This is a genomic window from Mycolicibacterium wolinskyi str. Jessa 2025, from assembly GCF_049241375.1.
GTDB classification, from domain to species: Bacteria; Actinomycetota; Actinomycetes; order Mycobacteriales; family Mycobacteriaceae; genus Mycobacterium; species Mycobacterium wolinskyi.
In genome coordinates this window covers 2,720,266-2,745,565 of sequence record NZ_CP185960.1, presented here as the reverse complement: position 1 = coordinate 2,745,565, position 25,300 = coordinate 2,720,266, and the positions used below count along the sequence as shown (strand labels likewise).

Here is a 25,300-nt window from a genome sequence, read left to right as displayed (position 1 = left end):
CACTCTCCACCCCCAGCGAAGCGAATGCGGCACGATAGGTGGACGATAGAGGGTGCCACAAGCACACATCAGTTGTTAACCGCCTAACAAGGAGCGGAAGTTGACCACCGAGTTCGTGCGCCAGGATCTGGCCCAAAACTCCAGCACCGCAGCAGAACCCGACCGGGTCCGGGTGATCCGCGAGGGTGTCGCCTCATACTTGCCCGACATCGACACCGACGAAACCACCGAATGGCTCGAATCGTTCGACGAACTGCTCGAGCGCTCCGGCCCGGCGCGGGCGCGGTATCTGATGTTGCGGCTGTTGGAGCGTGCCGGTGAGCAGCGGGTGTCCATCCCGGCGCTGACGTCGACCGACTACGTCAACACGATCCCGACCGAACTCGAGCCGTGGTTCCCCGGCGACGAGGACGTCGAGCGACGCTACCGGGCGTGGATCCGGTGGAACGCCGCGATCATGGTCCACCGCGCACAGCGGCCGGGAGTCGGTGTAGGCGGCCACATTTCGACCTACGCCTCGTCGGCTGCGCTGTACGAGGTCGGCTTCAACCACTTCTTCCGCGGCAAATCCCATCCGGGCGGCGGGGACCAGGTGTTCATCCAGGGCCACGCCTCCCCCGGCATCTATGCCCGCGCGTTTCTCGAGGGGCGGCTGACGGCCGACCAACTGGATGGTTTCCGTCAGGAGCACAGCCATCCCGGCGGTGGCCTGCCGTCCTATCCGCACCCACGGTTGATGCCGGATTTCTGGGAGTTCCCGACGGTGTCGATGGGGCTCGGCCCGATGAACGCCATCTACCAGGCCCGGTTCAACCACTACCTGCATGACCGCGGCCTCAAGGACACCTCGGACCAGCACGTCTGGGCGTTCTTGGGCGACGGCGAGATGGACGAGCCAGAAAGCCGCGGGCTCGCGCACATGGCCGCGCTCGAAGGTCTGGACAACCTGACGTTCGTGGTCAACTGCAACCTCCAGCGCCTCGACGGCCCGGTGCGCGGCAACGGCAAGATCATCCAGGAGCTCGAGTCGTTCTTCCGCGGCGCGGGCTGGAACGTCATCAAGGTGGTGTGGGGCCGCGAGTGGGATGCGCTGCTGCACGCCGACCGCGACGGGGCCCTGGTCAATCTGATGAACTCGACGCCGGACGGCGATTACCAGACCTACAAGGCCAACGACGGCGCCTACGTGCGCGACCACTTCTTCGGTCGTGACCCGCGCACCAAGGCGCTCGTCGAGCCCATGACCGACCAGGAGATCTGGAACCTCAAGCGCGGCGGCCACGACTACCGCAAGGTGTATGCCGCCTACCGGGCGGCCATGGAACACAAGGGTCAGCCGACGGTGATCCTCGCCAAGACCATCAAGGGCTACACGCTGGGCCATCACTTCGAGGGCCGCAACGCCACCCACCAGATGAAAAAGCTTGCGCTGCAAGACCTCAAGGACTTCCGCGATGTCACTCGCGTTCCGGTCTCCGACGCGCAGCTGGAAGAGAACCCCTATCTGCCGCCGTATTACCACCCGGGGCCCGAGGCACCCGAGATCCGCTACCTGCTGGAGCGGCGCCGCGCCCTCGGCGGGTTCCTGCCGTCGCGGCGCACCAAGTCCACCCCGTTGCCGCTACCCGGCTCCGACACCTACAAGGCGTTGAAGAAGGGTTCGGGCACGCAGGCGGTCGCGACCACCATGGCCACCGTGCGTACGTTCAAGGAACTGTTGCGGGACAAGAACATCGGGCCACGCCTGGTGCCGATCATCCCCGACGAGGCGCGCACGTTCGGTATGGACTCGTGGTTCCCCAGCCTCAAGATCTACAACCGCAACGGCCAGCTCTACACCGCGGTCGACTCCGAGCTCATGCTTGCCTACAAGGAGAGCGAAGTCGGCCAGATCCTGCACGAGGGCATCAACGAGGCCGGTTCGACCGCTTCGTTCACCGCGGTGGGCACGTCGTACTCGACCCACAACGAACCGATGATCCCGATCTACATCTTCTATTCGATGTTCGGGTTCCAGCGCACCGGCGACGGGCTGTGGGCCGCGGCCGACCAGATGGCCAAGGGCTTCGTCCTCGGTGCGACCGCCGGCCGCACCACCCTGACCGGCGAGGGCCTGCAGCACGCCGACGGGCATTCGCTGCTGCTGGCGTCGACCAACCCGGCCGCAGTGACCTATGACCCGGCCTTCGCCTACGAGATCGCCTACATCATCGAAAGCGGCTTGAACCGCATGTACGGCGAGCACCCGGAGAACATCTTCTTCTACCTCACGATCTACAACGAGCCCTACGTACAGCCCGCCCAGCCCGAGGGCCTCGACGTCGAGGCGCTGCTGCGCGGGATGTACCGCTACCGGCAGGCCACCGAGAAGCGCACGAACGTCGCGCAGATCCTGGCGTCCGGCGTGTCGATGCCCGAGGCACTGCGGGCCGCCGACCTGCTGGCCGAGCACTGGGACGTCGCGGCCGACGTGTGGTCGGTGACGAGCTGGGGCGAGCTCAACCGCGAGGGCGTCGAGATCGAGAAGCACCGGCTGCGCCATCCCGATCAGCCCGCCCGGACGCCGCACGTGACCAGCGCCCTGGCCGACGCGGCCGGTCCGGTGGTGGCGGTGTCGGACTGGATGCGGGCGGTCCCGGAGCAGATCCGGCCGTGGGTGCCCGGCACCTACATCACGCTCGGCACCGACGGCTTCGGCTTCTCCGACACCAGGCCCGCCGCGCGCCGTTACTTCAACACCGACGCAGAATCGGTGGTGGTGGCGGTGCTCGAAGGCCTGGCCCGCGACGGCGAGATCGACCCGTCGGTGGCGGTCGCGGCGGCCAAGGAGTACCGCATCGACGACGTGGCGGCCGCCGAGGTGTCCTACGTCGACACCGGTAGCGCGTAGCTCTTGGAGGATTCCACCAGAATCAAGGCGTAGCTTTTAGGGATGACCGACAATCGGTTCGTCCCGCCGAAGTCCACCGTCGAGGTTCTGGAGAATGTGCCCGACTCGGTGTTGCGCCGGCTGAAGCAGTACTCCGGCCGGCTCGCCACCGAGGCGGTGCACGCCATGCAGGACCGGTTGCCGTTCTTCGCCGACCTCGACGCGTCTCAGCGCGCGAGCGTGCAGCTGGTCGTGCAGACCGCGGTGGTGAACTTCGTCGAGTGGATGCGCGATCCGCAGAGCGACGTCAGCTACACCGCGCAGGCCTTCGAGGTGGTGCCGCAAGACCTGCGGCGGCGGGTCGCGCTGCGGCAGTCGGTCGAGATGGTGCGCACGACCATGGAGTTCTTCGAAGAGGTCGTGCCCCTGCTGGCCCGTTCGGAAGAGCAGCTCACGGCGTTGACGGCCGGGATCCTGCGCTACAGCCGGGATCTGGCGTTCGCGGCCGCGAGCGCGTACGCCGACCAGGCCGAGGCCCGCGGCGCGTGGGACATCCGGATGGAGGCCAACATCGTCGACGCGGTGGTCCGCGGCGATACGGGCACCGAGCTGCAGTCGCAGGCGGCCGCCCTCAATTGGGATGCCACCGCGCCCGCGACGGTGATCGTGGGGCTGCCCCGGCCGGACCGGATGGACCTCGCGCGCGACGATGTACGAGATGTGGTGCAGCGCAACGACCGTGCCGCGATGTCGGACGTGCACGGCACCTGGCTCGTCGCGATCGTGTCCGGTCCGTTGTCGGCGACCGACCGGTTTCTCGCCGAACTCCTCACGGTGTTCGCCGACGGTCCGGTGGTGATCGGGCCGACCGCGCCGACGCTGACGGCCGCGCACCGCAGCGCGACCGAGGCCATCTCCGGCATGAACGCGGTGGCCGGGTGGACGGGTGCGCCGAGGCCGGTGTCCGCGCGTGAGCTGTTGCCCGAGCGGGCCCTGCTCGGCGACGCGACCGCGATCGCCGCACTGGAGGCCGAGGTCATGCGGCCGCTGGCCGACGCCGGACCGGCGCTGACCGAGACCCTCGACGCCTATCTGGACTCCGGCGGCGCCATTGAAGCTTGCGCACGCAAATTGTTCGTTCATCCAAACACCGTCCGCTACCGGTTGAAACGAATCGCCGACTTCACCGGGCGTGATCCCGCAATGCCACGGGATGCCTACGTACTGCGCGTGGCCGCGACCGTGGGCCGGCTGAGCAAACACGCATACCAGTCGAGCACGTCAAACGGCGCATTGAGCGCGGTACCGGCGATTCGCCCCGCCGGTGGAGGGAGTCTGCGCCCGCGCTAGCGGCGTTGCCAGCCAGGTCACAGGTCGCGCCGCGGTATCGGCCATGTCGCATCACATGCACTTTTGTGGACAACCTACAAAAACATAAGACAAGGTTCATAATCTCTTACACCGCGCAAAACCATCTTCACAGTGTTCTCTTAATGAGTGCCTCAAGGACCGATGCTCGCATTGCTTGCGCCCGGACAGGGCTCACAGACACCCGGCATGCTCGCCCCGTGGCTGGAGCTGGCCGGTGCCGCTGACCGTCTCGCGACGTGGTCGCAGATCAGCGGCCTTGACCTGACCCGCCTGGGCACCACCGCCACGGCCGAGGAGATCACCGACACCGCGGTCACGCAGCCTCTGGTGGTGGCGGCGACGCTGCTGGCCCACGAAGAGCTGAACCGCCGCGGGCTGGTGAACCAGGCCGATGTCGTCGCCGCCGGCCACTCGGTCGGCGAGATCGCCGCCTACGCCATCGCGGGCGTCATCTCCGCCGACGATGCGGTCAAGCTTGCCGCGACCCGCGGTGCCGAGATGGCCAAGGCCTGCGCGATCGAGCCCACCGGCATGTCGGCGGTCCTCGGTGGCGACGAGGCGGAGGTCTTGGCCCGCCTGGAGTCGCTGGACCTGGTGCCCGCCAACCGCAACGCCGCCGGCCAGATCGTCGCCGCAGGCGCGGTCGCGGCGCTGGAGAAGCTGGCCGAGGATCCGCCGGCCAAGGCCCGGGTCCGCCAGCTGGCCACCGCAGGCGCGTTCCACACGCACTACATGGCCTCTGCGCTTGACGGTTACGCCGCGGCAGCCCAGTCTGTAACGACAGCCGAGCCGACGGCGACACTCCTGTCGAATGCCGACGGGCAGCCGGTCTCATCGGCGGCTGATGCCATGGAGAAGCTCGTGGCCCAGCTGACCAAACCCGTGCGTTGGGATCTGTGCACTGCAACGCTGCGTGAGCGTGCCGTCACGGGAATCGTCGAGTTCCCGCCGGCCGGGACGCTGGTCGGAATCGCCAAACGTGAGTTGAAGGGCACCCCGACGCGCGCGGTCAAGTCCCCCGCAGACCTGGATGGCCTGGACGAGCTCTAGGCCAGCCGACAACCACATACGCACAACCGAAGAACGTCAGGAATAACGCACTCCGCACCCGGAGTGCGTATCAACAACAAGAAGGAGCCATCGTGCCCGCCAGTCAGGAAGAAATCATCGCCGGTCTCGCCGAGATCATCGAAGAGGTCACCGGTATCGAGCCGTCCGAGGTGACCCCGGAGAAGAGCTTCGTCGACGACCTGGACATCGACTCGCTGTCGATGGTCGAGATCGCGGTTCAGACCGAGGACAAGTACGGCGTGAAGATCCCCGACGAGGATCTGGCCGGGCTGCGCACCGTGGGCGACGTGGTTGCCTACATCCAGAAGCTCGAGGAAGAGAACCCCGAGGCCGCTGCCGCCCTGCGTGAGAAGTTCGCGGCAGACCAGTGACCAGGCCTTCCACTGCCAACGGCGGTTACCCCAATGTTGTGGTAACCGCCGTCACGGCGACGACCGCGCTCGCGCCGGACATCGAGAGCACGTGGAAGGGTCTGCTGGCAGGCGAGAGCGGTATCCGCGTCCTCGAGGACGAGTTCGTCACCAAGTGGGACCTGCCGGTTCGAATCGGTGGGCACCTCGTGGATTCGATCGACGATCACATGACCCGGTTGGACATGCGCCGCATGTCCTACGTCCAGCGCATGTCGAAGTTCCTCAGCAAGCAGCTGTGGGAGAACGCAGGCACCCCTGAGGTCGACCCCGATCGCTTCGCTGTCGTGATCGGCACGGGTCTCGGTGGTGGCGAGAAGATCGTCGAGACCTACGACGCGATGAACGAAGGCGGCCCCCGCAAGGTGTCGCCGCTGGCTGTTCAGATGATCATGCCCAACGGCGCGGCCGCGGTTGCCGGGCTTGAGCTCGGCGCCCGCGCCGGGGTCATCACGCCGGTGTCGGCCTGCTCCTCGGGTTCGGAGGCCATCGCCCACGCCTGGCGCCAGATCGTCATGGGTGACGCCGACTTCGCCGTCTGTGGCGGCGTCGAAGGCGGCATCGAAGCGCTGCCGATCGCGGCGTTCTCGATGATGCGCGCGATGAGCACCCGCAACGAGGATCCGGCAGGCGCGTCGCGGCCGTTCGACAAGGACCGCGACGGGTTCGTGTTCGGCGAGGCCGGCGCGTTGATGATCATCGAAACCGAAGAGCACGCCAAGGCCCGTGGCGCCAAGCCGCTGGCCCGGCTCATGGGTGCGGGCATCACCTCGGACGCGTTCCACATGGTGGCTCCGGCTGCCGACGGTCTGCGGGCCGGCCAGGCGATGAAGCGGGCCATGGAAACCGCGGGACTCGATCCCAAGGACATCGCCCACGTCAACGCCCACGCCACGGCTACTCCGATCGGTGACACCGCCGAGGCGAACGCCATCCGCGTCGCCGGTGTGGAGCACGCCGCGGTGTACGCCCCGAAGTCAGCGCTCGGCCACTCCATCGGTGCGGTCGGTGCGCTGGAGTCGGTACTGACGGTGCTGTCGCTGCGCGACGGCGTCATCCCGCCGACGCTGAACTACGAAACCCCCGATCCCGAGATCGATCTCGATGTTGTTGCGGGCGAGCCTCGTTATGGCGAATACCAGTACGCCATCAACAACTCGTTCGGGTTCGGTGGGCACAATGTCGCCCTAGCGTTTGGTCGCTACTGAGGGCAACGCTATCCAGGAAGGAAGCATCGGAGCAGCAATGGCAGGTCTGACGGGATTATCCACCGGGAACGGCTTTCCCGACGTGGTCGTCACCGGCATCGCCATGACGACCGCCCTGGCTACCGACGCGGACAGCACGTGGAAGAAGTTGCTGGACGGGCAAAGTGGCATTCGTAAGCTCGAGGATCCGTTCGTCGAGCAATACGATCTGCCGGTCCGGATCGGGGGGCATCTTCTCGAGGAATTCGACCACGAGCTGACTCGTGTCGAGCTGCGCCGGTTGTCCTATCTGCAGCGCATGTCGACCGTGTTGAGCCGGCGGGTCTGGAAGGACGCCGGCGATCCCGAGGTGGATCCCAAGCGTTTGATGGTGTCGATCGGCACCGGCATGGGGTCCACCGAGGAGCTGGTTTTCAGCTATGACGGCATGCGGGCGAAGGGCCTCAAGGCCGTGTCGCCGCTGGCTGTCCAGATGTACATGCCCAATGCGGCCGCTGCCGCTGTCGGCCTGGAACGCAAGGCCCGGGCCGGGGTCATCACCCCGGTTTCGGCCTGTGCGTCCGGATCCGAGGGCATCGCGCAGGCGTGGCGCAACATCGTGCTCGGCGAGGCCGACATCGCGATCTGCGGTGGTGTGGAGACGAAGATCGAGGCAGTGCCGATCGCCGGGTTCGCCCAGATGCGCATCGTGCTGTCGACCACCAACGACGATCCGGCGGGTGCGTGCCGTCCGTTCGACCGCGACCGCAACGGCTTCGTGTTCGGCGAAGGCGGCGCGCTGCTGGTCATCGAGACCGAAGAGCACGCCAAGGCGCGCGGTGCGCACATCTACGCACGGCTGATGGGTGCCGGCATCACCTCGGACGGCTACCACATCGTGGCGCCCGATCCGAACGGTGAGCAGGCCGGTCACGCCATGACCCGCGCCATTCAACTGGCGGGTCTGCAGCCCAAGGACATCGACCACGTCAACGCGCATGCCACCGGCACCAGCGTCGGCGACGTGGCCGAGGGTAAGGCGATCAACAACGCGATGGGTGGCCACAAGCCGGCGGTCTACGCACCCAAGTCTGCGCTCGGCCATTCGGTCGGCGCGGTCGGTGCCGTCGAGTCCATCCTGACGGTCCTGGCGTTGCGGGACGGCATCATCCCGCCGACGCGCAACCTGCGCAATCTCGATCCGGAGATCGATCTGGACGTGGTCGCCGGGGAGCCGCGCCAGGGCGATTTCAAGTACGCGATCAACAATTCGTTCGGATTCGGTGGGCACAACGTCGCGCTCGCCTTCGGAAAGTACTGATACCCAGCGCTTTCCGCCAAAGGAGGTTTGTATGACGATCATGGCCCCCGAGGCTGTCGGCGAATCGCTCGACCCTCGCGATCCGCTGCTGCGGCTGTCCACGTTCTTCGATGACGGCAGCGTCGAGCTGCTGCACGAGCGGGACCGCTCGGGCGTGCTGGCCGCCGCAGGCACGGTCAACGGCGTTCGCACGGTTGCCTTCTGCACCGACGGCACCGTGATGGGTGGTGCGATGGGGGTCGAAGGCTGCGCCCACATCGTCAACGCCTACGACACCGCCATCGAGGAGCAGAGCCCGATCGTGGGCATCTGGCACTCGGGCGGTGCGCGGCTGGCCGAGGGCGTCAAGGCGCTCCACGCGGTCGGCCTGGTCTTCGAGGCCATGATCCGGGCGTCCGGTTATGTTCCGCAGATCTCGGTGGTCGTCGGCTTCGCCGCGGGCGGCGCCGCCTACGGGCCCGCGCTGACCGACGTGATCGTCATGGCTCCGGACAGCAAGGTGTTCGTCACCGGCCCCGATGTCGTGCGCAGCGTGACCGGCGAGGACGTCGACATGGTGTCCCTCGGCGGTCCGGAGGCCCACCACAAGAAGTCCGGTGTGTGCCACATCGTCGCCGACGACGAGCTCGACGCCTATGAGCGCGGCCGCCGCCTGGTCGGATTGTTCTGCCAGCAGGGCCATTTCGATCGCACCAAGGCCGAGGCCGGCGATTCCGATCTGCATGCGCTGCTGCCGGAGTCGGCGCGCCGCGCCTATGACGTGCACCCGCTCGTGACGGCTCTGCTCGATGAGGGCGTGCCGTTCGAGGAGTTCCAGGGCAAGTGGGCACCGTCGATCGTCGTCGGGCTGGGCCGGCTGGCCGGCCGCACCGTCGGCGTGATCGCCAACAACCCGCTGCGCCTCGGCGGCTGCCTCAACTCCGAGAGTGCCGAGAAGTCGGCGCGTTTCGTGCGGTTGTGCGATGCGTTCGGAATCCCGCTCGTGGTCATCGTCGACGTGCCCGGCTACCTGCCCGGTGTCGACCAGGAATGGGGCGGCGTGGTGCGTCGTGGCGCCAAGCTGCTGCACGCCTTCGGCGAGGCGACGGTCCCCCGCGTCACGCTGGTGACCCGCAAGATCTACGGCGGTGCCTACATCGCGATGAACTCGCGCTCGCTCAACGCCACCAAGGTGTTCGCCTGGCCGGACGCCGAGGTCGCGGTCATGGGCGCCAAGGCCGCGGTCGGCATCCTGCACAAGAAGAAGCTGGCGGCCGCCGCTCCCGAGGAGCGCGAGGCCCTGCACGAGCAGTTGGCGATCGAGCACGAGAAGATCGCGGGCGGTGTGGATTCCGCGATCGAGATCGGCGTGGTCGACGAGAAGATCGACCCGGCGCACACGCGCAGCAAGCTGACGCAGGCCCTGGCCGAAGCGCCGGCACGCCGCGGTCGTCACAAGAACATCCCGCTGTAACCGCTCGGTATACGCGAAACGCCCCGTCGTGAGACGGGGCGTTTCGTGTGTCCGGGTCAGCGGGTGGTGTATCCGCCGTTGGCGAAGATGGTCTGGCCGTTGATCCAGTGCCCCTCATCGGTCAGGAACACCACCAGCGGCGCGATGTCGGTGATCTCGGTCAACCGGTTGCCCATCCCCTGCGACTTGTGGAACTCGACGCGTTCGGGGGTCTCCTGCGGGTAGAAGAACGGCGTGTCCATCGGCCCGGGCGCGACATTGTTGACGTTGATGCCACGCACGCCGAACTCTTTCGAGGCCGCGCGGGTGAAGTGCTCGACGGGGCTCTTGGAACCCGCGTAGGTGGAGTATCCGTCGGTGTAGGCCGCGAGCAGCGCCGTCACGATGGTGACGATGGACCCGTTGTCGTTGAGCCGGGTCCCGGCCTGCTGCAGGAAGAAGTACGCCGCCTTGGCGTTGATGTCGAACATCGAATCGTATTCGGCCTCAGTGGTTTCGCCGATCGGCTTGCGCAGCACCTTGCCTACGGTGTTGACCGCGATGTCGACGCTGCCGAATGCGTCGATCGCGGTGTCGAACAGCTTCTCGACGTTGGCGGGCACCGTCAGGTCACCCTGGACCTTGACGGCCTTGACGCCCGCCGCCTGCACTGCCGCGACGGTCTTGTCGGCGTCGGGCTCCGACGATGCGCTGTTGTAGTGGACCGCGACATTGACACCCCTCGAAGCCAATGTCGTGCTGATCAGACCACCGAGGTTCTTCGCCCCGGCAGCAACCACTGCTGATTTGCCCTCAAGTTTGCTCATGCCCCGACGTTAACGAAGCGATCGACAAATCAAAAACGGAAAATACCGCAGTTTCCACAACTGATTCTTGTGGATACACTCAACCGGTGGCCACCGGCATCCCTGATCTGCGACGATTACGGCAGTTCATCGCGGTCGCCGAGGCCGGCAACGTCACCGCGGCTGCCAAAAGACTTCACATTAGCCAACAAGCCCTAAGCAGCTCGGTGCAGCAACTGGAGAAAGAACTCGGCGCCACACTGTTCAACCGGGACGGGCGCCGCCTCACGCTCACCAGGGCCGGGCGCTTGCTGCTGGCCGAGGGCAGGCCGCTGCTGGCGGCCGCGCACACCGTGGCCGAGCGGGTCGAACAGACCGCCAACGACGTCGAGGAGGTGTTTGTCATCGGCCACACGCCGGCCTTGAGCGGCGTGGAGGCCTACACCCGGCTCGAGCCGGCCATCGACGCGTTCCCGAGGCTGTCGTTCACCTTCCGGCAGCTCTATCCCGATCAACTGGTGGGCGCCGTGCTCGACGGGTCGGTTCAGCTCGGGTTGCGGCGCGGGGTGGTGCCGACCGATGAATTGTCCACGGCGGTCGTGGGTTACGACCGCGTGCGGCTCGCGCTGCCGAGCGATCATCGCTTGGCCGGATTACCCGCCGTCGGCATCGGCGAACTCGCCGGAGAACGCATCGCGCTGTGGGCGCCGCCGGGCTCCTCCTACTACAGCGATTTCCTGATGGGCGCGTGCCGGCGGGCCGGGTTCGAGCCCGATTACGTGGTCAGTCGGGTCCAGGGTTCGGCAACTGTGGCCGCACCGCTCACCACGGGCGGGATCGCATTCGTGACCGCACCCGCCGGCCCTGCCATGGGCGGTCGCGTGACCGTCACCGAACTCGAGCCGCCACTGCTGGTCGGCGCGCAGGCGCTCTGGCAGCGCCACACCAGCTCAGCGGTCCGCGATGTCCTGCTGGCCGAGGTCTAACCGAGCACCGCGACCATCTCGGCGGCGGCCGCGGCCGCGCGCTCGCGATCCGCGGCGACGAGCCCGATGCGGGTGCGCCGGTCCAGGATGTCGTCGGCGGTCAATGCCCCCTCGTGGGTCACGGCGTACTCGAATTCAGCGCGGGTGACGTCGATTCCGTCGGCAACCGGCTCGGTCGGACGGTCGCAGGATGCCTGTGCGACCACGTTCGGCGCCTCGGCCCCGTACCGCGCCACCAGTGAACCGGGCAGTTCGGGTGACGGCTGCACGGTCGACACCGGATTGGCCGGTGCACCCACCAGCGGCAGATTGCGGGTGCGGCACTCCCCCGCCGCGAGCCCGCGCAGCGCCACCGCGCGATCCAGCACATCCTGTGCCATGTAGCGGTATTCGGTGAGCTTGCCGCCGATCACGCTGATCACGCCGTTGGGCGATTCCACGACGGCGTGTTCGCGAGAGACGTCGGCGGTCCGGCCCGCGCCGGTGTCGATCAACGGGCGCAGCCCCGCGTAGGCGCCTCGCACGTCGGCCGGCGTCAGCGCCGTGGCCAACGCGGTGTTGACGGTGTCGAGCAGGAACGCAATCTCGGCCGAAGTCGGTTGCGGCACATCGGGTATCGGTCCCGGCGCGTCCTCGTCGGTCAAGCCGAGATACACCCGGCCCAACTGCTCGGGCATCGCGAACACGAACCGGTTGAGCTCGCCCGGAATCGGGATGGTCAGCGCGGCGGTGGGGTTCCCGAACGCCTCGGCGTCGAACACCAGATGGGTACCGCGGCTGGGCCTCAACGTGATCGACGGGTCGACCTCGCCTGCCCATACGCCTGCGGCGTTCACGACGGCACGTGCGTCGACGTCGAACGAGCTTCCGGTGACCTCGTCGGTGAGGCGCACGCGATCACCCTGCGCGACGCTCGCCGACACGCGCGTGAGGATCCGTGCGCCGTGCTGCGCAGCGGTGCGGGCCACCGCCGTGACCAGCCGAGCGTCGTCGATGAGCTGGCCGTCATAGGCCAGGAAGGCGCCGTCGAGACCGTCGGTGCGCACCGTCGGCGCGAGCTCGACCGCACGGCAGGCATCGACCCGCCGCGACCTCGGCAGCGTCGCGGCGCTCGTGCCTGCCAGCTTGCGCAGCCCGTCGCCCGCGACGAAGCCGAACCGGATCAGCGCACGCGAGGCTCGGCCCATCGAGGGCAGGAGCGGCACCAGTTGCGGCATCGCCCGCACGAGGTGAGGCGCATTGCGGCTCATCAGGATTCCGCGTTCGATCGCGCTGCGCCGGGCAATGCCCACGTTTCCGGTGGCCAGGTAACGCAGCCCGCCGTGCACGAGTTTGGAACTCCACCGGCTCGTACCGAACGCCAGGTCGTGCTTCTCCACGAGCGCCACGCTCAGCCCGCGCGTGGCGGCGTCGAGCGCGATGCCCGCGCCCGTGATCCCGCCGCCGATCACGAGGACGTCGATGCGCCCGCCGTCAGCGAATGCGGCGAGTTCGGCAGCGCGCCGGTGCGTGTTGAGCGCAGTGGGTCCGGTCATGGTTTGAGGTATCCGTTCAGCGAATGAGCGAGCTCGGTGGCGAGCGCGTCGGCGTCGAGTATCGGTTCGACCATCTGCCCGGATTGGATGGCCGACTGGGTGATCAGCAGGCACATGGTGGCCAGCTGGCGTGGATCTCCCGCGCGCACACTCCCCTCTTCCTGCGCGAGTTTGAGTTCACCGGCGACGGCGTCGATGAGGATCTGCTGGCTGGTACCGAGCCGCTCGGCGATGTAGACCATCGCGAGGTCGGGTGCGGTGTGCAGCACGGCCATGATCACGTCGTCGCGGCGAAGCCGCTGCGCCACGGTGACGATCCGCTCCACGAGGGCCTGCCGCCCGGCGCCGGTGCTCTCGACGTCGTCGAGCACGCGCACGATCCGTGCGGTGAGCAGTGCCGCCAGGATCGAGCGGGTGTCGGGAAACCGCCGGTAGACGGTGGGCCGGCTCACCCCGGCCCGGCGGGCGATCTCGGCGAGCGTCACCCGGTCGATACCGAAGGCCAGCACGCAGCTGGCGGCGGCATCGAGGATCCGGTCGCCGAGCGACCCCCCGTTACTGATTGACACCATGTGTAATACTGTAACGCATGACGCGTCCGGCTGAGCAGTTGCTGCCCCCGATGAAGTGGAACGCCTGGGGTGACCCACAGGCGGCCAAGCCCCTGTCCGACGGCATTCAGGCCTTGCTGCAGCAGGCGCTGGGCATCGAGGCCGCCTCGGCCGCTGAGCTGACGCCCGAACAGGTCCGACTTCGGCCGTCCACCCTCGGCTCGGGTGACCGTGATGCGCTGGCCGCGATCGTCGGGCCTGCGCACTGCCGAGTCGATGACCTGTCGCGACTCCTGCACGCCGGCGGCAAATCAACGCTGGACCTGTTGCGCCGCAAGGATTCCGGCGTCCAAGACGCGCCTGACGCGGTGATCCTTCCCGGCGGCGAAGATGAGGTGGCCGAGCTGCTGAGGTACTGCACCGAGCACCGGATCGCGGTCGTCCCGTTCGGCGGTGGCACGAGTGTGGTCGGCGGGCTCGATCCGCTGTGTGGTGAGTTCGCCGCGGTGATCTCGCTGGATCTGCGCCGGCTCAACGCCCTGCACGGCATCGACGAGGTATCCGGCGAAGCCGAACTCGGCGCCGGAGTCACCGGCCCGCAGGCCGAGGAACTTCTTGGCGCGCACGGGTTTTCGCTCGGCCACTTTCCGCAGAGTTTCGAGTTCGCCACCATCGGCGGGTTTGCCGCCACCCGGTCCTCCGGCCAGGATTCCGCCGGCTACGGCCGATTCGACGACATGGTCCGCGGCCTGCGTGCGGTGACGCCGGCCGGCGTGCTCGACATCGGCCGGGCGCCGGCCTCGGCGGCAGGGCCCGATCTCCGCCAGTTGATCGTCGGCTCCGAAGGCGTGTTCGGGGTGATCACCCGGGTTCGCGTGCGCGTACACCCGGTTGCGGAGTCGACGCGTTACGAGGCGTGGTCGTTTCCCGACTTCGCCACCGGCGCTGCGGCATTGCGCGCGGTGACGCAAACCGGCACCGGGCCGACGGTGATCCGGCTATCCGATGAGGCCGAGACCGGCGTCAACCTCGCGACCACGGAAAGCATCGGCGAACAAAGCATCACCGGCGGCTGCCTGGCCATCACGATGTTCGAGGGCACCGCCGCGCACACCGAGAGCCGGCACGCCGAAACCCGCGCCCTGCTGCAACAGCACGGCGGAACGTCATTGGGCGAGGCACCCGCCAAGGCCTGGGAGCACGGCCGGTTCGGGGCGCCATATCTGCGCGACTCTCTGCTGGCCGCCGGAGCCCTGTGTGAAACGCTGGAGACGGCGACGAACTGGTCCAACATCGCAGCGCTGAAAGACGCTGTCACGCAGGCCCTTACGTCCTCGCTCGGCAAGTCCGGCACACCGGCGCTCGTGTTGTGCCACATTTCGCACGTGTACCCGACGGGCGCCTCGCTGTACTTCACGGTCGTCGCCGCCCAGCGCGGCAATCCGATCGAGCAGTGGCGCGCGGCCAAGGCCGCCGCATCGGAGGCCATGGTGCGCACCGGTGGGACGATCACCCATCACCATGCCGTGGGCGCCGACCACCGGCCGTGGATGCGCGACGAGATCGGTGATCTCGGTGTCGACGTGCTGCGCGCGGTCAAAGCCACCCTGGACCCGGCGGGAATCCTCAACCCGGGCAAGCTGATTCCGTGACCATCTCGCGCGTCACCGTGCTGACCAATCCGCTCTCGGGACACGGCAACGCCCCGCATGCCGCCGAGCGGGCGGTCGCGCAGTTCCAGCGCCGCGGGGTCGACGTCTGCGAGATCGTCGGCACCGACGCCGCCCATGCACGCAGGCTCGTGGACGAGGCGCTCGACCGCGGGACGGACGCGTTGGTCGTCGTCGGCGGGGACGGCGTGATCTCGTTGGCACTGCAGGCACTGGCCGGGGGCGACGTACCCCTCGGTATCGTGCCCGCCGGCACCGGCAACGACCACGCCCGCGAATACCGGCTCCCCACCGGCGATCCCGAAGCAGCCGCCGACGTGGTGGCCGACGGGCGTACCGAATCCGTCGACCTCGGTCACATCGTCGACCGGTCCGGTGCGGTGAAGTGGTTCGGGACGGTGATGGCCGCCGGGTTCGACTCGCTGGTCAGTGACCGGACCAACCGCATGCGCTGGCCGCACGGGCGGATGCGCTACAACGTCGCGATGGTCGCCGAGATGTCCCGGTTGCGACTGCTGCCCTTCCAGCTGTCGTTCGACGACGGGCCGGAAGTCCGCACCGAACTGACCCTCGCGGCGTTCGGCAACACCCGCAGCTACGGCGGCGGCATGCTCATCTGCCCCGGCGCCGACCACACCGATGGTCTGCTCGACATCACGATGGTGCATTCGGCGTCGCGCACGAGGCTTATCCGCTTGTTTCCCACGGTGTTCAAGGGCACGCACGTCAACCTCGACGAGGTCACCACGAAACGGGCGGCGACGGTCCACGTCGACTGCCCCGGGATCAACGCCTACGCCGACGGCGATTTCGCGGCCGCGCTGCCCGTGACGGTGTCCGCCGTGCCGAGGGCACTGAAGATCCTGGTGCCGTAATTTGAAACCCGATGAATTGGGAGTTCGAGGCCGAGGTCTTCCAATGGCGCGGCCCGGCGCCGTACTTCTTCGTCGCAACCCCCGACGACGTCGATGCGTTCCTGCACGACCACCTCGGCGAGCTGACGTACGGCTGGGGTGTGATCCCCGCGCAGGTCCGAATCGGCGACACCGAGATCGCGACATCGTTGATGCCACGCGACGGGGTCTACCTCGTGCCGCTGAAAGTGGCGCTACGGCGTGCCGAACAGATCGACGACGGCGACATGGTGCGCGTCCGCTTGTCCGTGGGCCGGTAGCCAATTCTGGCTTCCACCAAGTCTTGAGCCGTACGGCATGTTTGCCGCACACTCCAGACGCCGCGCGGTATTTTCATTTGGGCCGGGGGGCGAATCGATTCAGACTGATCGGGTGCGGAGCGTTATGGATTCAAGCAAGTACATCGGTCGCGTCGGCGCTCTTGCCGTGGCATTGGGCATCGGCACGGCGTTGACATCGGGAACCGGCGTCGCATGGGCCGACGACGGTGGTAACACCTCGGGCAAGGCAAATTCCAGCGCCAGCAGCGACGCCGGCAAATCAGATGAATCCGCGGCCAAGGAACCCGACAGCAAACCGTCGGGCACAACCAAGCCCGACCGCACGGGCCCGCTCTCCAAGGTCGGTGAACGGATCCGCAAGGACGTCGAGGCCGGTCTCGACGGCGTGCAAGATACCTTGAAGCGCAGCCAGACTCGGATCGAGAAGACGCGCGACGAGCTCCGCGACCGGCCGACCAAGGTCACCGCCGTGACCGCGGACGCCGAGGCCGCCGAGGCCGCCGTCAAGCCCACGCGCAAGCGCCGCGACGTCAGCGTCGACAAGGCAGCGACCACCGTCCCGACCGCGGCCAACGCCGTGCCTGCACTCGATCGTGCCCAGCGACCCAACAGCGTGGTTGTGAAAGTCAAAGAGGCCACACAGGACATCACCGAGCGCATCACCGAGACCGTCAGCGCAACCCGGGCAGAGTCGATCGTCGAGAAGGTCACCCACCGCAGCGTCGATGTCCCGGCCACCGCGCAGGCAACGAATGCGCAGGCCCCGCAAGCTCCCGCGGTCCCGGTCGTATCGGCCCTGCTCGCGGCCGCCGGACTGTCCCCGCTGGGCGCGGGCACGAGTCCGGTTGCGCCGGCACAGTCGCCGGGCTTGTGGGCCGTGATGGCGTGGGCCCGACGAGAATTCGAGCGTGCGGTCAATCCGAGCGGCACGAGCCTGGTGTCGGCCAACGATGCGGCGTCCGTGGTCGCCGAGGGTGAGATCCAGCCGACGGCGGCCGCCGCTCCGAACCTCACGGTGCAGACCGAGGACCTGACGCCCAAGCCGGAGGTCCCGGCTTCGCTCACCGGCGCGACGATCAAGCTGCCGTGGGTCACCGGCACCGGCGTCACCGACCACTGGTACGTCGCGGGCACCGACCTCGGCATCATGTGGAACAGCAGATACACCGACCCGGAAACCGGAAAGCCGATCATCTACACGCTGTTCGGCGACACCTACAGCGGGCCGAACATGACCGGCGACTGGCGCAACAACGTGTTGTTCCGCACCAGCGACACCAACCTGATGGACGGTCTTCAGTTCAGCGACGCACTGATCCATGCCGGCGCCTCGCCGACCAACCCCGGAATTCCCCGGTGGTATTCGCGCGACGAACAACCCGCGGCCGGTGCGGCTCAGATCATCTACGACCCGGGTTATGACGGGCTGTTCGGCCGGACCTACACGATGATCCCGACCTCGGCGATCGCGATCCAGAACGAAAACGGCACCTACACGCAGTACGCAACCGTGATGTCGATCCGCACGTGGGACAACCCCGGCAGCTGGACCACCAACTACTCCGCCATCGCCTACTCGACCGATGAGGGCAAGACCTGGACGGTCGATCGAGACACCGTGCGGTCGTCGGGTTGGTTGCGTGCGGGACCGGCTTATGTGCCCGGCGACGAGCATTTCCAACAGAACGCGCTCGTGATGTCGAACGACCCGGAAGATCCCTACGTCTACGTGTACGGGACGCCGTCCGGTCGGCAGGGCTCGGCGTACCTGGCCCGGGTCGAGAAGGACCAGATCATGAACCTGGATGCCTACGAGTACTGGGCGGGCGAGGATTCCAGCGGCACCGGCCAGTGGACGACGGGCGATCCGTCGGCCGCGGTTGCGGTCTTCGGCTCGAGCGAAACCGATTTCCTGCCACGGCTCTACAAGGTCATCGACACCTTCACGTTCGGCTTCTTCAGTAAGATCGCGAACGGCATCTGGGTCGGCGGTCTACCGACCGGCGGCAACGTCAGCGAGATGTCGGTGCAGTACAACGAGTATCTCGGCCAGTACGTGGTGCTCTACACCGACGGCGGCAACAATGTCGTGATGCGGGTGTCGGAATCACCTCAGGGCGAATGGTCGGACACCACGACGCTCGTGAGAAACGACCTCGTGACCAACACCGGCATGTACGCCCCGATGGTTCACCCGATGTCGGGCACCGACTACTTCGACACCGCCACCCAGGACAACTCGCAGTACCTGTACTACAACCTGTCCTACTGGGGTGAATACAACGTGCGCCTGATGCGTACGGACCTCGCGTCGATGAAGACGATCTCGGTGTAGCGACGTGCGGCTCCCACTCGCGTTGACTGCGGCGGCCATCACCGTGGCTGCCGCGGTCAACGCGACCGCGTGTGCCCGCGCCAATCCCGAACCGCCACCGCCGGGCCCGGCCCAGACCACGCCGCCGCAGGCGGGCTCGGCCTGCCCCGACGCGTTCGACGGAGCCATGACGCGCGCGCAGCAGATCCTGTTTCGGTGCAACAACGGCATCTGGGAACAGTTCCACGATCCGTATCCGTCGTCGGACCGCTGGCTGACCACCGGACCCGAGTTGGTCGTGCACGGTCAGGGCCGACGGAATCCCGAAGTCAAGGGCGGCTCCTGGGCGGGTTCGCCGCAGACCGCCGAAGCGCGTTGCACCGCAGAACTTGTCGACGTGGTCGGTGCCGGCGAGACGTCGGCCCCCGAGACGCTGTCGGCCGAGCCGGGCCAAACGCTGACGTTCGACATCAGCGACCACATGTTCACCGTCACGTTCAGCGGCTACTGCTTGTGGCAGCGGAGCTGACGGCTACCCCACTCCCCGGTTCAGCCAGCTGACCTCGCCGGTCTCGCCGCCGTCGCGGTAGGGCTCCAAAGATTCGTCCCATGCGGTGCCGAGGACGGTGTCGAGTTCGGCGGCCAGCATGTCGGCGCCGCCGGCCATCAGCGTGCGCAGCCGCATCTCGCCGACCATCACGTCGCCGTTGGCGCTCATGACACCGCTCCACAGACCGAGCTGCGGGGTGTGGCACCACCGGTGGCCGTCGACGCCCGCGCTCGGGTCCTCGGTCACCTCGAAGCGCAGCACCGACCAGGACCGCAGGGCGTTCGCCAACTGCGCTCCGGTGCCGACCGGCCCAACCCAGTTGGTGACCGCGCGTAGCTGGCCGGGCATGGCCGGTTGCGGGGTCCACTTCAGGTTGGCCCTCGCCGACAGGGTCGACGACAACGCCCACTCGACATGCGGGCATACCGCCGCGGGTGAGGCGTGGATGTACACCACGCCCGTCGCCGCGTCGGCGAACTGGTTCGATGCACGCATCTGCTTCTCCTTCGGCTCCACGAGGGACGTCTTCCCCAACGGCCTGGTGTTACCAAAGAGATGCAGTTGTTCCGTGCGTGTCTATTGTGCCCTGTGTGGCGCCTGTTGCGCTAGTCTGTGCCGATTTCTCTCAGCACACCATCAGATATCGCGGGCCACAGCTCGTACGTCCAGTCGCCGAAGTCGCGGTCGGTGAGCGCTATCAGTGCGACATCCGCGGCCGGATCGACCCACAGAAACGTCCCTGACTGGCCAAAATGGCCGAACGTCGCCGGAGAATTCGCCGATCCGGTCCAGTGCGGAGATTTGCTGTCGCGGAGTTCGAAGCCAAGGCCCCAGTCGTTGGGCCGCTGCGCGCCGAATCCGGGCAGTACCCCCGCGAGCCCGGGGAACTGCACCGAGACCGCATCGGCGTGCATGGCCGGCGACACCAGTGCGGGGCGTAGCAACTCGCTGGCGAACGCCGCCAGATCGGCCACCGTGGACACGCCGCCGAATCCGGCGACCTCGGCGCCGCCCAGCAGTTTCGAGGCTGCCATCCCGAGCGGCTCGAACACCGCCTCGGTGAGGTAGCGGCCGAACTCGATGTCGGCAGCGTCCTCGATGGCCCGCGCCAGCAACTCGAATCCGTAATTGGAGTAGACCCGCCGCTGCCCCACTTGGGCAATCACGTCGGCCGAATTCATCGAGACCCCGGACGCATGCGCCAGGAGGTGTCGCACGGTCGACCCCGGCGGGCCGGCGGGGGTGTCGAGTTCGACGACGCCCTCCTCGATCGCGATCTGCGCGGCGCGGGCCACGAGCGGCTTGGTCACCGACGCCAACGCGAACGGCTTGCCGGTGTCACCGTGGGTGGCCAACACGCCGGACGGCCCGACCACCGCGGCCGCGGCAGTCGGAACCGGCCAGTCATCGAGAACATTCAGTGCGCCCATTGCGCAGGATGCTACTTGCGGGCGATGAAGTAATCGTTGAAGGGATCGGTCTCGACGTCGTGGACCGTGACGGCACCGAAGCCGGCGTCGGCGAGCATCGACAGTGCGAGCTGGCGGCCCCACATGGTGCCGAGACCGGCACCGCCGGCCGACAACGAGACCGTCATGCAATGCATGGTCGAGATCGTGTAGAACAGCGAGGCCCACGGGATCGTGATGTTGTCGGCCAGGTTGCTCGACGCCTTGATGTCGACCATCAACAACACGCCGCCCGGCCGCAGTGCCCGGTGGATGTTGGCCAGGACGCGATTCGGGTGCACCTGGTCGTGGATGGCGTCGAACACCGTGATGGCGTCGAATGCGTTCTCGACGTCGAGCGTGGCGAGGTCCCGCGACTCGAAGGTCGCGTTGGTCAACCCCATCATGTGCGCCTCGTCGCGGGCCGTGGCGATCGCCGGTGCCGAGAAGTCGTATCCGGTGAACCGGCTGGCACCGTACTCGGCGGCCATGACGTTGATGGCATGCCCGCTCCCGCAACCGAAGTCGGCGACATCGATGCCGCGTCGCAGCCGCTCGGGAAGACCGTCGGCCAGCGGAAGGATGCCTTCGACGAGCGCGGCGTCGAACACCCCACCGCTTTCCTCGGCCATGATGGCGTGAAAGCGCGGGAACTCGGTGTAGGGCAAGCCCCCGCCGTGACGGAAACAGTCGACGATCTTCTGCTCGATTTCGCCGAAGATCGCGATGTACTGCGCGAGTTTGGCGATGTTGTCCGGTCCGCCTGCCCGCGTCAGGGCCGCGGCGCGATGCCGCGGCAGATGGTAGGTCGCCGCGTCGGCGTCATAGTCGACGATGCCCGCGGTGACGATTCCGCCAAGCCACTCACGGACGTAACGTTCGTCGAGGCCTGCGGCGTCGGCGATCTGAGTGCTGGTGGCGGCAGGCAGTTCGGCGAGCGTGTCGAACAGGCCGGTCTGGTGGCCGACGGACAGCAGCAGGGCCACGGCGGCATCGTTGACGATGCCGACCACGCGATTGCCGAAGTCTTCGGCGGTTTCTTGTGCGATGAGTGTCATGCCGATGACGCTAGATTTCGCGGCCGCTCACCGGAATCCGCCGAATCATGCGTCTGAGATCACGGAGTGGGGTGAATCCTGTAGTCAGGAGTCGCGCACTACACCGTTCTGGTACGCCCAGGTGACGGCGGCCGTCCGGCTCGACACCCCGAGCTTGCTGTAGATGTTGGCCAGATGCCTGCCCACGGTCTTCTCGCTGATGACGATCTGGGCCGCGACCTGACGGTTGGTGGCTCCTCCGGCGATCGCGCGCAACACCTCGATCTCGCGACGGGTCAGCCCGCCGGGGCTGCCCCGCCCGCACACACCGCTGGGCTGCACGGCGAGCTGCTCGTAGATGTTCTCCGCGGTGGCGATATCGGCGGCAGCGGCCGCGTCATCGCCAAGACCCTTGTGCGCCAGGGCCATCCACTCGTACACCTCGGCGATCTCGTAACGCGCCTGCTGCGTGCGGTACTCGCGCAGCGCCGCCTCCAGAACATCGAGGGACGCGGCGTACTCACCGCTGCGCACCAGAACGGCGCCGCGGGCCTGCGCGGCCCAGGCCCGGTAGCCCGGGGTGGCGAAAGTCTGCGCACCCGTGGTCAGTTCGTCACTGTGCCGCCGCGCCTCGTCCAGGTCGTTGCGGGCCAATGCGACGATCACGGCGGCGCGCAGCATCCGCATGCGATCCAGCCGACCCGCGCCCGCCAGCGCGACCCGCAAGTCGGCCCAGGCGGCCTGGCTCTGCCCGAGACTGCAGCGCAACAAGGCCTCACCGGGCTGCGGATCAACACCGAGGGCGCGCGCCTTCGCGAACGCGGCCAGCGCGCCCTCGGCGTCACCGCGCAATCGACGGACCTCACCCAGTTGGTAGAAACCCTCGCCGCCCACCCAGGCGTTGACGCCTTCCAATGCCGTACTGGCGGTGAACAATTCGTCTTCCAGGCGACGGTAGTCTTCGTCACCTGCAGCCAGTTGCAGCCGGTGTACATCGCACACCCGGTAGTAGGAGGCGGTGCTGTTGACGTCGCACCAGCGTTCCATGGCGTCGGTCCAAGACCGCATCCGCGGATGGTCGGCCAATTTGTGGCAGAGGTTGAGCACCACGCAGTAGATGTCGCCTGCCCACTCCACGCGAACATGGCCGGCGAGCAACGGCAGGATCGCCTCGTCGACATAGGCGTATCCCTCGGCGACCCGGCCGTCGTAGAACGCCGCCATCGCCTGGGCGACCAACGACAGCGAGGCCAGCGACGGATCATCGAATCCGTCGCACAGTTCCCGCATCTGCTCGGCGCGCCGGTTCAACTCGTCGGGGTCCTGCTGCACACCGGCGACAACCGCGTCGAGGTAGGACAGATACCCGTGGCTCGGCCCTGGCGGAGCTCCCGTCAGCAGCCTGCGGGCCCGGTTCATCCAGCCTTGAGCGATGTTCACGTCGCCGCGGGTCAGCCATTCCAGCCCGATGTCGAGCGCCTTCATCGCCGCGGCGGACGGGTCGGTGCGCGCCATCTGTCCGTAGACCCGTTCCGCTAGGCGGACCGCTTCCTTGCCGTGCCCCAACCGCCACGCGGCCGTGGCGTACGCATCCACGTCGGCAAGGGTCATCGGACCGATACCGTCGGCCTCGACATACGCCCGGTGAGCAGCAGCCCAGTCACCTCGCGCGTAGGCGGCCCGCGCCTCCCCCAGCGTGGGATTGTCCGATGCTCGCATCGCCGATGCCCGGGCCGTCGTCATTGCTGCCCACGGTATTACGCGAGAGGCTCGCGCGACAGCATCAATGCGCCACCGCTAGGTTATTAGCCATGCCTCAGACAGTGCGCGGTGTGATTTCGCGGTCCAAGAAGCAGCCCGTCGAGTTGGTCGACATCGTGATCCCGGATCCGGGTCCGGGTGAGGTGGTGGTCGACATCATCGCGTGCGGGGTGTGTCATACCGATCTGACTTACCGCGAGGGCGGCATCAACGACGAGTACCCGTTCCTGTTGGGCCACGAGGCCGCGGGCACCGTGGAGGCGGTCGGCGAGGGTGTCACTCATGTCGAGCCCGGCGACTTCGTGGTGTTGAACTGGCGGGCGGTGTGCGGGGAATGCCGCGCCTGCAAGCGGGGCCGCCCGCACCTGTGTTTCGACACCCACAACGCCGCGCAGAAGATGACGCTGACCGACGGCACCGAGCTCACCCCCGCGCTGGGTATCGGCGCGTTCGCCGACAAGACCCTGGTCCATGAGGGCCAGTGCACCAAGGTCGATTCCGAAGCCGATCCGGCCGTGGCCGGGCTGCTGGGCTGCGGCGTGATGGCCGGTATCGGCGCGGCGATCAACACCGGAGCCGTCGGTCGCGATGACACCGTGGCCGTCATCGGCTGCGGCGGCGTCGGTGACGCCGCGATCGCCGGCGCCGCACTCGTCGGCGCCAAGAAGATCATCGCCGTCGACACCGACAACAAAAAGCTCGACTGGGCCCGCGACTTCGGCGCCACCCACACCATCAACGCCCGCGACCTCGACCCCGTTGTCACCATCCAGGACCTCACCGACGGGTTCGGCGCGGACGTGGTCATCGACGCCGTCGGCCGCCCCGAGACCTGGAAGCAGGCGTTCTACGCGCGTGATCTGGCCGGCACCGTCGTGCTGGTCGGCGTGCCCACCCCCGACATGACCCTGGAAATGCCGCTCGTCGACTTCTTCTCCCGCGGCGGATCACTCAAGTCCTCGTGGTACGGCGACTGCCTACCCGAACGCGACTTCCCCACCCTCATCTCCCTCTACCTGCAAGGCCGGCTACCGCTGGAAAAATTCGTCTCCGAACGCATCGGCCTCGACGCGATCGAAGACGCCTTCCACAAAATGCACGCCGGCGAGGTCCTGCGCTCAGTGGTGGTGCTGAAATGAGCGCCACCATCCAGCGGGTCGTCACCAGCGGTAAATTCGAACTCGACGGCGGATCGTGGGACGTCGACAACAACATCTGGCTGGTCGGCGACGACACCGACGTCGTGGTGTTCGACGCCGCCCATACTGCGCAACCCATCGTCGACGCCGTGGCCGGCCGCAACGTCATAGCCGTCGTCTGCACCCACGGCCACAACGACCACATCACCGTCGCCCCCGAACTCGCCACCACCCTCGACGCCCCCGTGCTGCTGCACCCCGCCGACGACATGCTCTGGCGAATGACTCACCCCGACAAAGAATTCCGCAGCGTCGAGGACGGACTCGCCCTGACCGTCGGCGGCCTGGACATCCACGCCCTCCACACCCCCGGCCACTCCCCCGGCTCGGTGTGCTGGTCGATCCCCGACCTGAACGCCGTCATCTCCGGCGACACCCTGTTCCAGGGCGGACCGGGCGCGACCGGGCGGTCGTTCTCGGACTTCCCGACGATCCTCGACTCCATCTCCCAACGCCTGGGCACCCTGCCCGGCGAGACCGTCGTCTACACCGGCCACGGCGACACCACGACCATCGGCGACGAAATCGTGCACTACGACGACTGGGTCGCGCGCGGCCACTAACCCGCCAGTCCTGCCATTGGACAC

The 25,300-nt window shown here is 67.4% G+C and carries 22 protein-coding genes; 15 read left to right on the top strand and 7 right to left on the bottom strand.

Annotated elements, in window-relative coordinates:
* The first annotated feature begins 100 nt into the window (after positions 1 to 100).
* From aceE to ACOI2T_RS13460, 7 genes are all read left to right on the top strand, one after another.
* A complete protein-coding gene (aceE, locus tag ACOI2T_RS13490; protein WP_067855250.1) occupies positions 101 to 2,890 on the top strand; it encodes a pyruvate dehydrogenase (acetyl-transferring), homodimeric type in 2,790 nt (929 codons plus the stop codon).
* Between the two features lie 42 nt (positions 2,891 to 2,932).
* The gene (locus tag ACOI2T_RS13485) at positions 2,933 to 4,219 is read left to right on the top strand and encodes a PucR family transcriptional regulator (RefSeq protein WP_067855247.1); all 1,287 of its coding nucleotides are present in this window, start codon (positions 2,933 to 2,935) and stop codon (positions 4,217 to 4,219) included.
* A gap of 162 nt (positions 4,220 to 4,381) precedes the next feature.
* Positions 4,382 to 5,290, top strand: a complete 909-nt coding sequence (locus tag ACOI2T_RS13480; RefSeq protein ID WP_409501590.1) for an ACP S-malonyltransferase — start codon at positions 4,382 to 4,384, stop codon at positions 5,288 to 5,290.
* A 92-nt stretch (positions 5,291 to 5,382) separates the two neighbouring features.
* On the top strand, positions 5,383 to 5,682 hold the full coding sequence (gene acpM, locus ACOI2T_RS13475; protein WP_036443195.1) for a meromycolate extension acyl carrier protein AcpM: 300 nt from the start codon (positions 5,383 to 5,385) through the stop codon (positions 5,680 to 5,682).
* Positions 5,679 to 6,929: a 3-oxoacyl-ACP synthase KasA gene (gene kasA, locus ACOI2T_RS13470; RefSeq protein ID WP_067855244.1), complete on the top strand. Its 1,251-nt coding sequence runs from the start codon at positions 5,679 to 5,681 to the stop codon at positions 6,927 to 6,929. Before acpM ends, kasA begins: the two co-directional genes overlap by 4 nt.
* A gap of 37 nt (positions 6,930 to 6,966) precedes the next feature.
* Positions 6,967 to 8,229, top strand: a complete 1,263-nt coding sequence (gene kasB, locus ACOI2T_RS13465) for a 3-oxoacyl-ACP synthase KasB (RefSeq protein WP_067855241.1) — start codon at positions 6,967 to 6,969, stop codon at positions 8,227 to 8,229.
* 31 nt (positions 8,230 to 8,260) lie between these two features.
* The gene (locus ACOI2T_RS13460; protein WP_409501589.1) at positions 8,261 to 9,682 is read left to right on the top strand and encodes an acyl-CoA carboxylase subunit beta; all 1,422 of its coding nucleotides are present in this window, start codon (positions 8,261 to 8,263) and stop codon (positions 9,680 to 9,682) included.
* Between the two features lie 56 nt (positions 9,683 to 9,738).
* On the opposite strand, the gene ACOI2T_RS13455 is transcribed toward ACOI2T_RS13460, so the two are convergent.
* Positions 9,739 to 10,488 (bottom strand): SDR family oxidoreductase, encoded by a 750-nt coding sequence (locus ACOI2T_RS13455; protein WP_067855235.1) that lies wholly within the window; start codon positions 10,486 to 10,488, stop codon positions 9,739 to 9,741.
* Positions 10,489 to 10,574: 86 nt separating this feature from the next.
* Here ACOI2T_RS13455 and ACOI2T_RS13450 point away from each other — a divergent pair, with 86 nt between their 5' ends.
* Positions 10,575 to 11,453, top strand: a complete 879-nt coding sequence (locus ACOI2T_RS13450) for a LysR family transcriptional regulator (RefSeq protein ID WP_409501588.1) — start codon at positions 10,575 to 10,577, stop codon at positions 11,451 to 11,453.
* Here the strand turns inward: ACOI2T_RS13450 and ACOI2T_RS13445 are convergent.
* Both ACOI2T_RS13445 and ACOI2T_RS13440 read right to left on the bottom strand, forming a co-directional pair.
* Positions 11,450 to 12,988 carry a glycerol-3-phosphate dehydrogenase/oxidase gene (locus ACOI2T_RS13445; RefSeq protein WP_409501587.1) on the bottom strand — a complete coding sequence of 513 codons (1,539 nt, stop codon included), beginning with the start codon at positions 12,986 to 12,988 and terminating at the stop codon, positions 11,450 to 11,452. The genes ACOI2T_RS13450 and ACOI2T_RS13445 overlap by 4 nt on opposite strands.
* Positions 12,985 to 13,560, bottom strand: a complete 576-nt coding sequence (locus tag ACOI2T_RS13440; RefSeq protein ID WP_409501586.1) for a TetR/AcrR family transcriptional regulator — start codon at positions 13,558 to 13,560, stop codon at positions 12,985 to 12,987. The genes ACOI2T_RS13445 and ACOI2T_RS13440 overlap by 4 nt, the downstream gene beginning before the upstream one ends.
* 50 nt (positions 13,561 to 13,610) lie before the next feature.
* Between ACOI2T_RS13440 and ACOI2T_RS13435 the strand changes: the two genes are divergently transcribed.
* From ACOI2T_RS13435 to ACOI2T_RS13415, 5 genes are all read left to right on the top strand, one after another.
* Positions 13,611 to 15,191, top strand: a complete 1,581-nt coding sequence (locus ACOI2T_RS13435; RefSeq protein ID WP_409501901.1) for an FAD-binding oxidoreductase — start codon at positions 13,611 to 13,613, stop codon at positions 15,189 to 15,191.
* Positions 15,192 to 15,193: 2 nt separating this feature from the next.
* Entirely contained in the window at positions 15,194 to 16,084 is an 891-nt protein-coding gene (locus ACOI2T_RS13430) for a diacylglycerol kinase (RefSeq protein ID WP_409501900.1), read from the top strand.
* Positions 16,085 to 16,095: 11 nt separating this feature from the next.
* Positions 16,096 to 16,383 (top strand): DUF1905 domain-containing protein, encoded by a 288-nt coding sequence (locus ACOI2T_RS13425; protein ID WP_409501585.1) that lies wholly within the window; start codon positions 16,096 to 16,098, stop codon positions 16,381 to 16,383.
* Positions 16,384 to 16,507: 124 nt separating this feature from the next.
* The gene (locus ACOI2T_RS13420; protein WP_409501584.1) at positions 16,508 to 18,739 is read left to right on the top strand and encodes a glycoside hydrolase family 183 protein; all 2,232 of its coding nucleotides are present in this window, start codon (positions 16,508 to 16,510) and stop codon (positions 18,737 to 18,739) included.
* A 4-nt stretch (positions 18,740 to 18,743) separates the two neighbouring features.
* Positions 18,744 to 19,247, top strand: a complete 504-nt coding sequence (locus ACOI2T_RS13415; protein WP_409501583.1) for a hypothetical protein — start codon at positions 18,744 to 18,746, stop codon at positions 19,245 to 19,247.
* Positions 19,248 to 19,250: 3 nt separating this feature from the next.
* Here the strand turns inward: ACOI2T_RS13415 and ACOI2T_RS13410 are convergent, their stop codons facing one another.
* The 4 genes from ACOI2T_RS13410 to ACOI2T_RS13395 all read right to left on the bottom strand — a co-directional run bounded on the left by ACOI2T_RS13410 (position 19,251) and on the right by ACOI2T_RS13395 (position 23,496).
* Complete coding sequence (locus tag ACOI2T_RS13410) at positions 19,251 to 19,763, bottom strand: DUF3145 domain-containing protein (RefSeq protein WP_067855537.1); 513 nt, start codon at positions 19,761 to 19,763, stop codon at positions 19,251 to 19,253.
* A gap of 110 nt (positions 19,764 to 19,873) precedes the next feature.
* On the bottom strand, positions 19,874 to 20,698 hold the full coding sequence (locus ACOI2T_RS13405; protein WP_409501582.1) for a serine hydrolase domain-containing protein: 825 nt from the start codon (positions 20,696 to 20,698) through the stop codon (positions 19,874 to 19,876).
* Positions 20,699 to 20,709: 11 nt separating this feature from the next.
* The gene (locus ACOI2T_RS13400; protein WP_409501581.1) at positions 20,710 to 21,774 is read right to left on the bottom strand and encodes a class I SAM-dependent methyltransferase; all 1,065 of its coding nucleotides are present in this window, start codon (positions 21,772 to 21,774) and stop codon (positions 20,710 to 20,712) included.
* 84 nt (positions 21,775 to 21,858) lie between these two features.
* Positions 21,859 to 23,496 (bottom strand): LuxR C-terminal-related transcriptional regulator, encoded by a 1,638-nt coding sequence (locus tag ACOI2T_RS13395; RefSeq protein WP_409501580.1) that lies wholly within the window; start codon positions 23,494 to 23,496, stop codon positions 21,859 to 21,861.
* Between the two features lie 68 nt (positions 23,497 to 23,564).
* On the opposite strand from ACOI2T_RS13395, the gene ACOI2T_RS13390 reads away from it, so the two are divergent.
* Together ACOI2T_RS13390 and ACOI2T_RS13385 are read left to right on the top strand one after the other, a co-directional pair.
* Positions 23,565 to 24,653: an S-(hydroxymethyl)mycothiol dehydrogenase gene (locus ACOI2T_RS13390; RefSeq protein WP_409501579.1), complete on the top strand. Its 1,089-nt coding sequence runs from the start codon at positions 23,565 to 23,567 to the stop codon at positions 24,651 to 24,653.
* Complete coding sequence (locus tag ACOI2T_RS13385; protein ID WP_085149038.1) at positions 24,650 to 25,276, top strand: MBL fold metallo-hydrolase; 627 nt, start codon at positions 24,650 to 24,652, stop codon at positions 25,274 to 25,276. Before ACOI2T_RS13390 ends, ACOI2T_RS13385 begins: the two co-directional genes overlap by 4 nt.
* Positions 25,277 to 25,300 lie beyond the last annotated feature (24 nt).

What these genes read in the sequence shown, in the direction of transcription:
- ACOI2T_RS13440 (WP_409501586.1), bottom strand. Translation starts at nt 13,560, where the DNA reads ATGGTGTCAATCAGTAACGGGGGGTCGCTCGGCGACCGGATCCTCGAT.
- ACOI2T_RS13460 (WP_409501589.1), top strand. Translation starts at nt 8,261, where the DNA reads ATGACGATCATGGCCCCCGAGGCTGTCGGCGAATCGCTCGACCCTCGC.
- kasB (WP_067855241.1), top strand. Translation starts at nt 6,967, where the DNA reads ATGGCAGGTCTGACGGGATTATCCACCGGGAACGGCTTTCCCGACGTG.
- ACOI2T_RS13455 (WP_067855235.1), bottom strand. Translation starts at nt 10,488, where the DNA reads ATGAGCAAACTTGAGGGCAAATCAGCAGTGGTTGCTGCCGGGGCGAAG.
- ACOI2T_RS13420 (WP_409501584.1), top strand. Translation starts at nt 16,508, where the DNA reads ATGGATTCAAGCAAGTACATCGGTCGCGTCGGCGCTCTTGCCGTGGCA.
- ACOI2T_RS13390 (WP_409501579.1), top strand. Translation starts at nt 23,565, where the DNA reads ATGCCTCAGACAGTGCGCGGTGTGATTTCGCGGTCCAAGAAGCAGCCC.
- ACOI2T_RS13480 (WP_409501590.1), top strand. Translation starts at nt 4,382, where the DNA reads ATGCTCGCATTGCTTGCGCCCGGACAGGGCTCACAGACACCCGGCATG.
- ACOI2T_RS13395 (WP_409501580.1), bottom strand. Translation starts at nt 23,496, where the DNA reads ATGACGACGGCCCGGGCATCGGCGATGCGAGCATCGGACAATCCCACG.
- ACOI2T_RS13425 (WP_409501585.1), top strand. Translation starts at nt 16,096, where the DNA reads ATGAATTGGGAGTTCGAGGCCGAGGTCTTCCAATGGCGCGGCCCGGCG.
- ACOI2T_RS13385 (WP_085149038.1), top strand. Translation starts at nt 24,650, where the DNA reads ATGAGCGCCACCATCCAGCGGGTCGTCACCAGCGGTAAATTCGAACTC.
- ACOI2T_RS13435 (WP_409501901.1), top strand. Translation starts at nt 13,611, where the DNA reads ATGAAGTGGAACGCCTGGGGTGACCCACAGGCGGCCAAGCCCCTGTCC.
- ACOI2T_RS13445 (WP_409501587.1), bottom strand. Translation starts at nt 12,988, where the DNA reads ATGACCGGACCCACTGCGCTCAACACGCACCGGCGCGCTGCCGAACTC.
- ACOI2T_RS13410 (WP_067855537.1), bottom strand. Translation starts at nt 19,763, where the DNA reads ATGCGTGCATCGAACCAGTTCGCCGACGCGGCGACGGGCGTGGTGTAC.
- ACOI2T_RS13485 (WP_067855247.1), top strand. Translation starts at nt 2,933, where the DNA reads ATGACCGACAATCGGTTCGTCCCGCCGAAGTCCACCGTCGAGGTTCTG.
- ACOI2T_RS13405 (WP_409501582.1), bottom strand. Translation starts at nt 20,698, where the DNA reads ATGGGCGCACTGAATGTTCTCGATGACTGGCCGGTTCCGACTGCCGCG.
- ACOI2T_RS13400 (WP_409501581.1), bottom strand. Translation starts at nt 21,774, where the DNA reads ATGACACTCATCGCACAAGAAACCGCCGAAGACTTCGGCAATCGCGTG.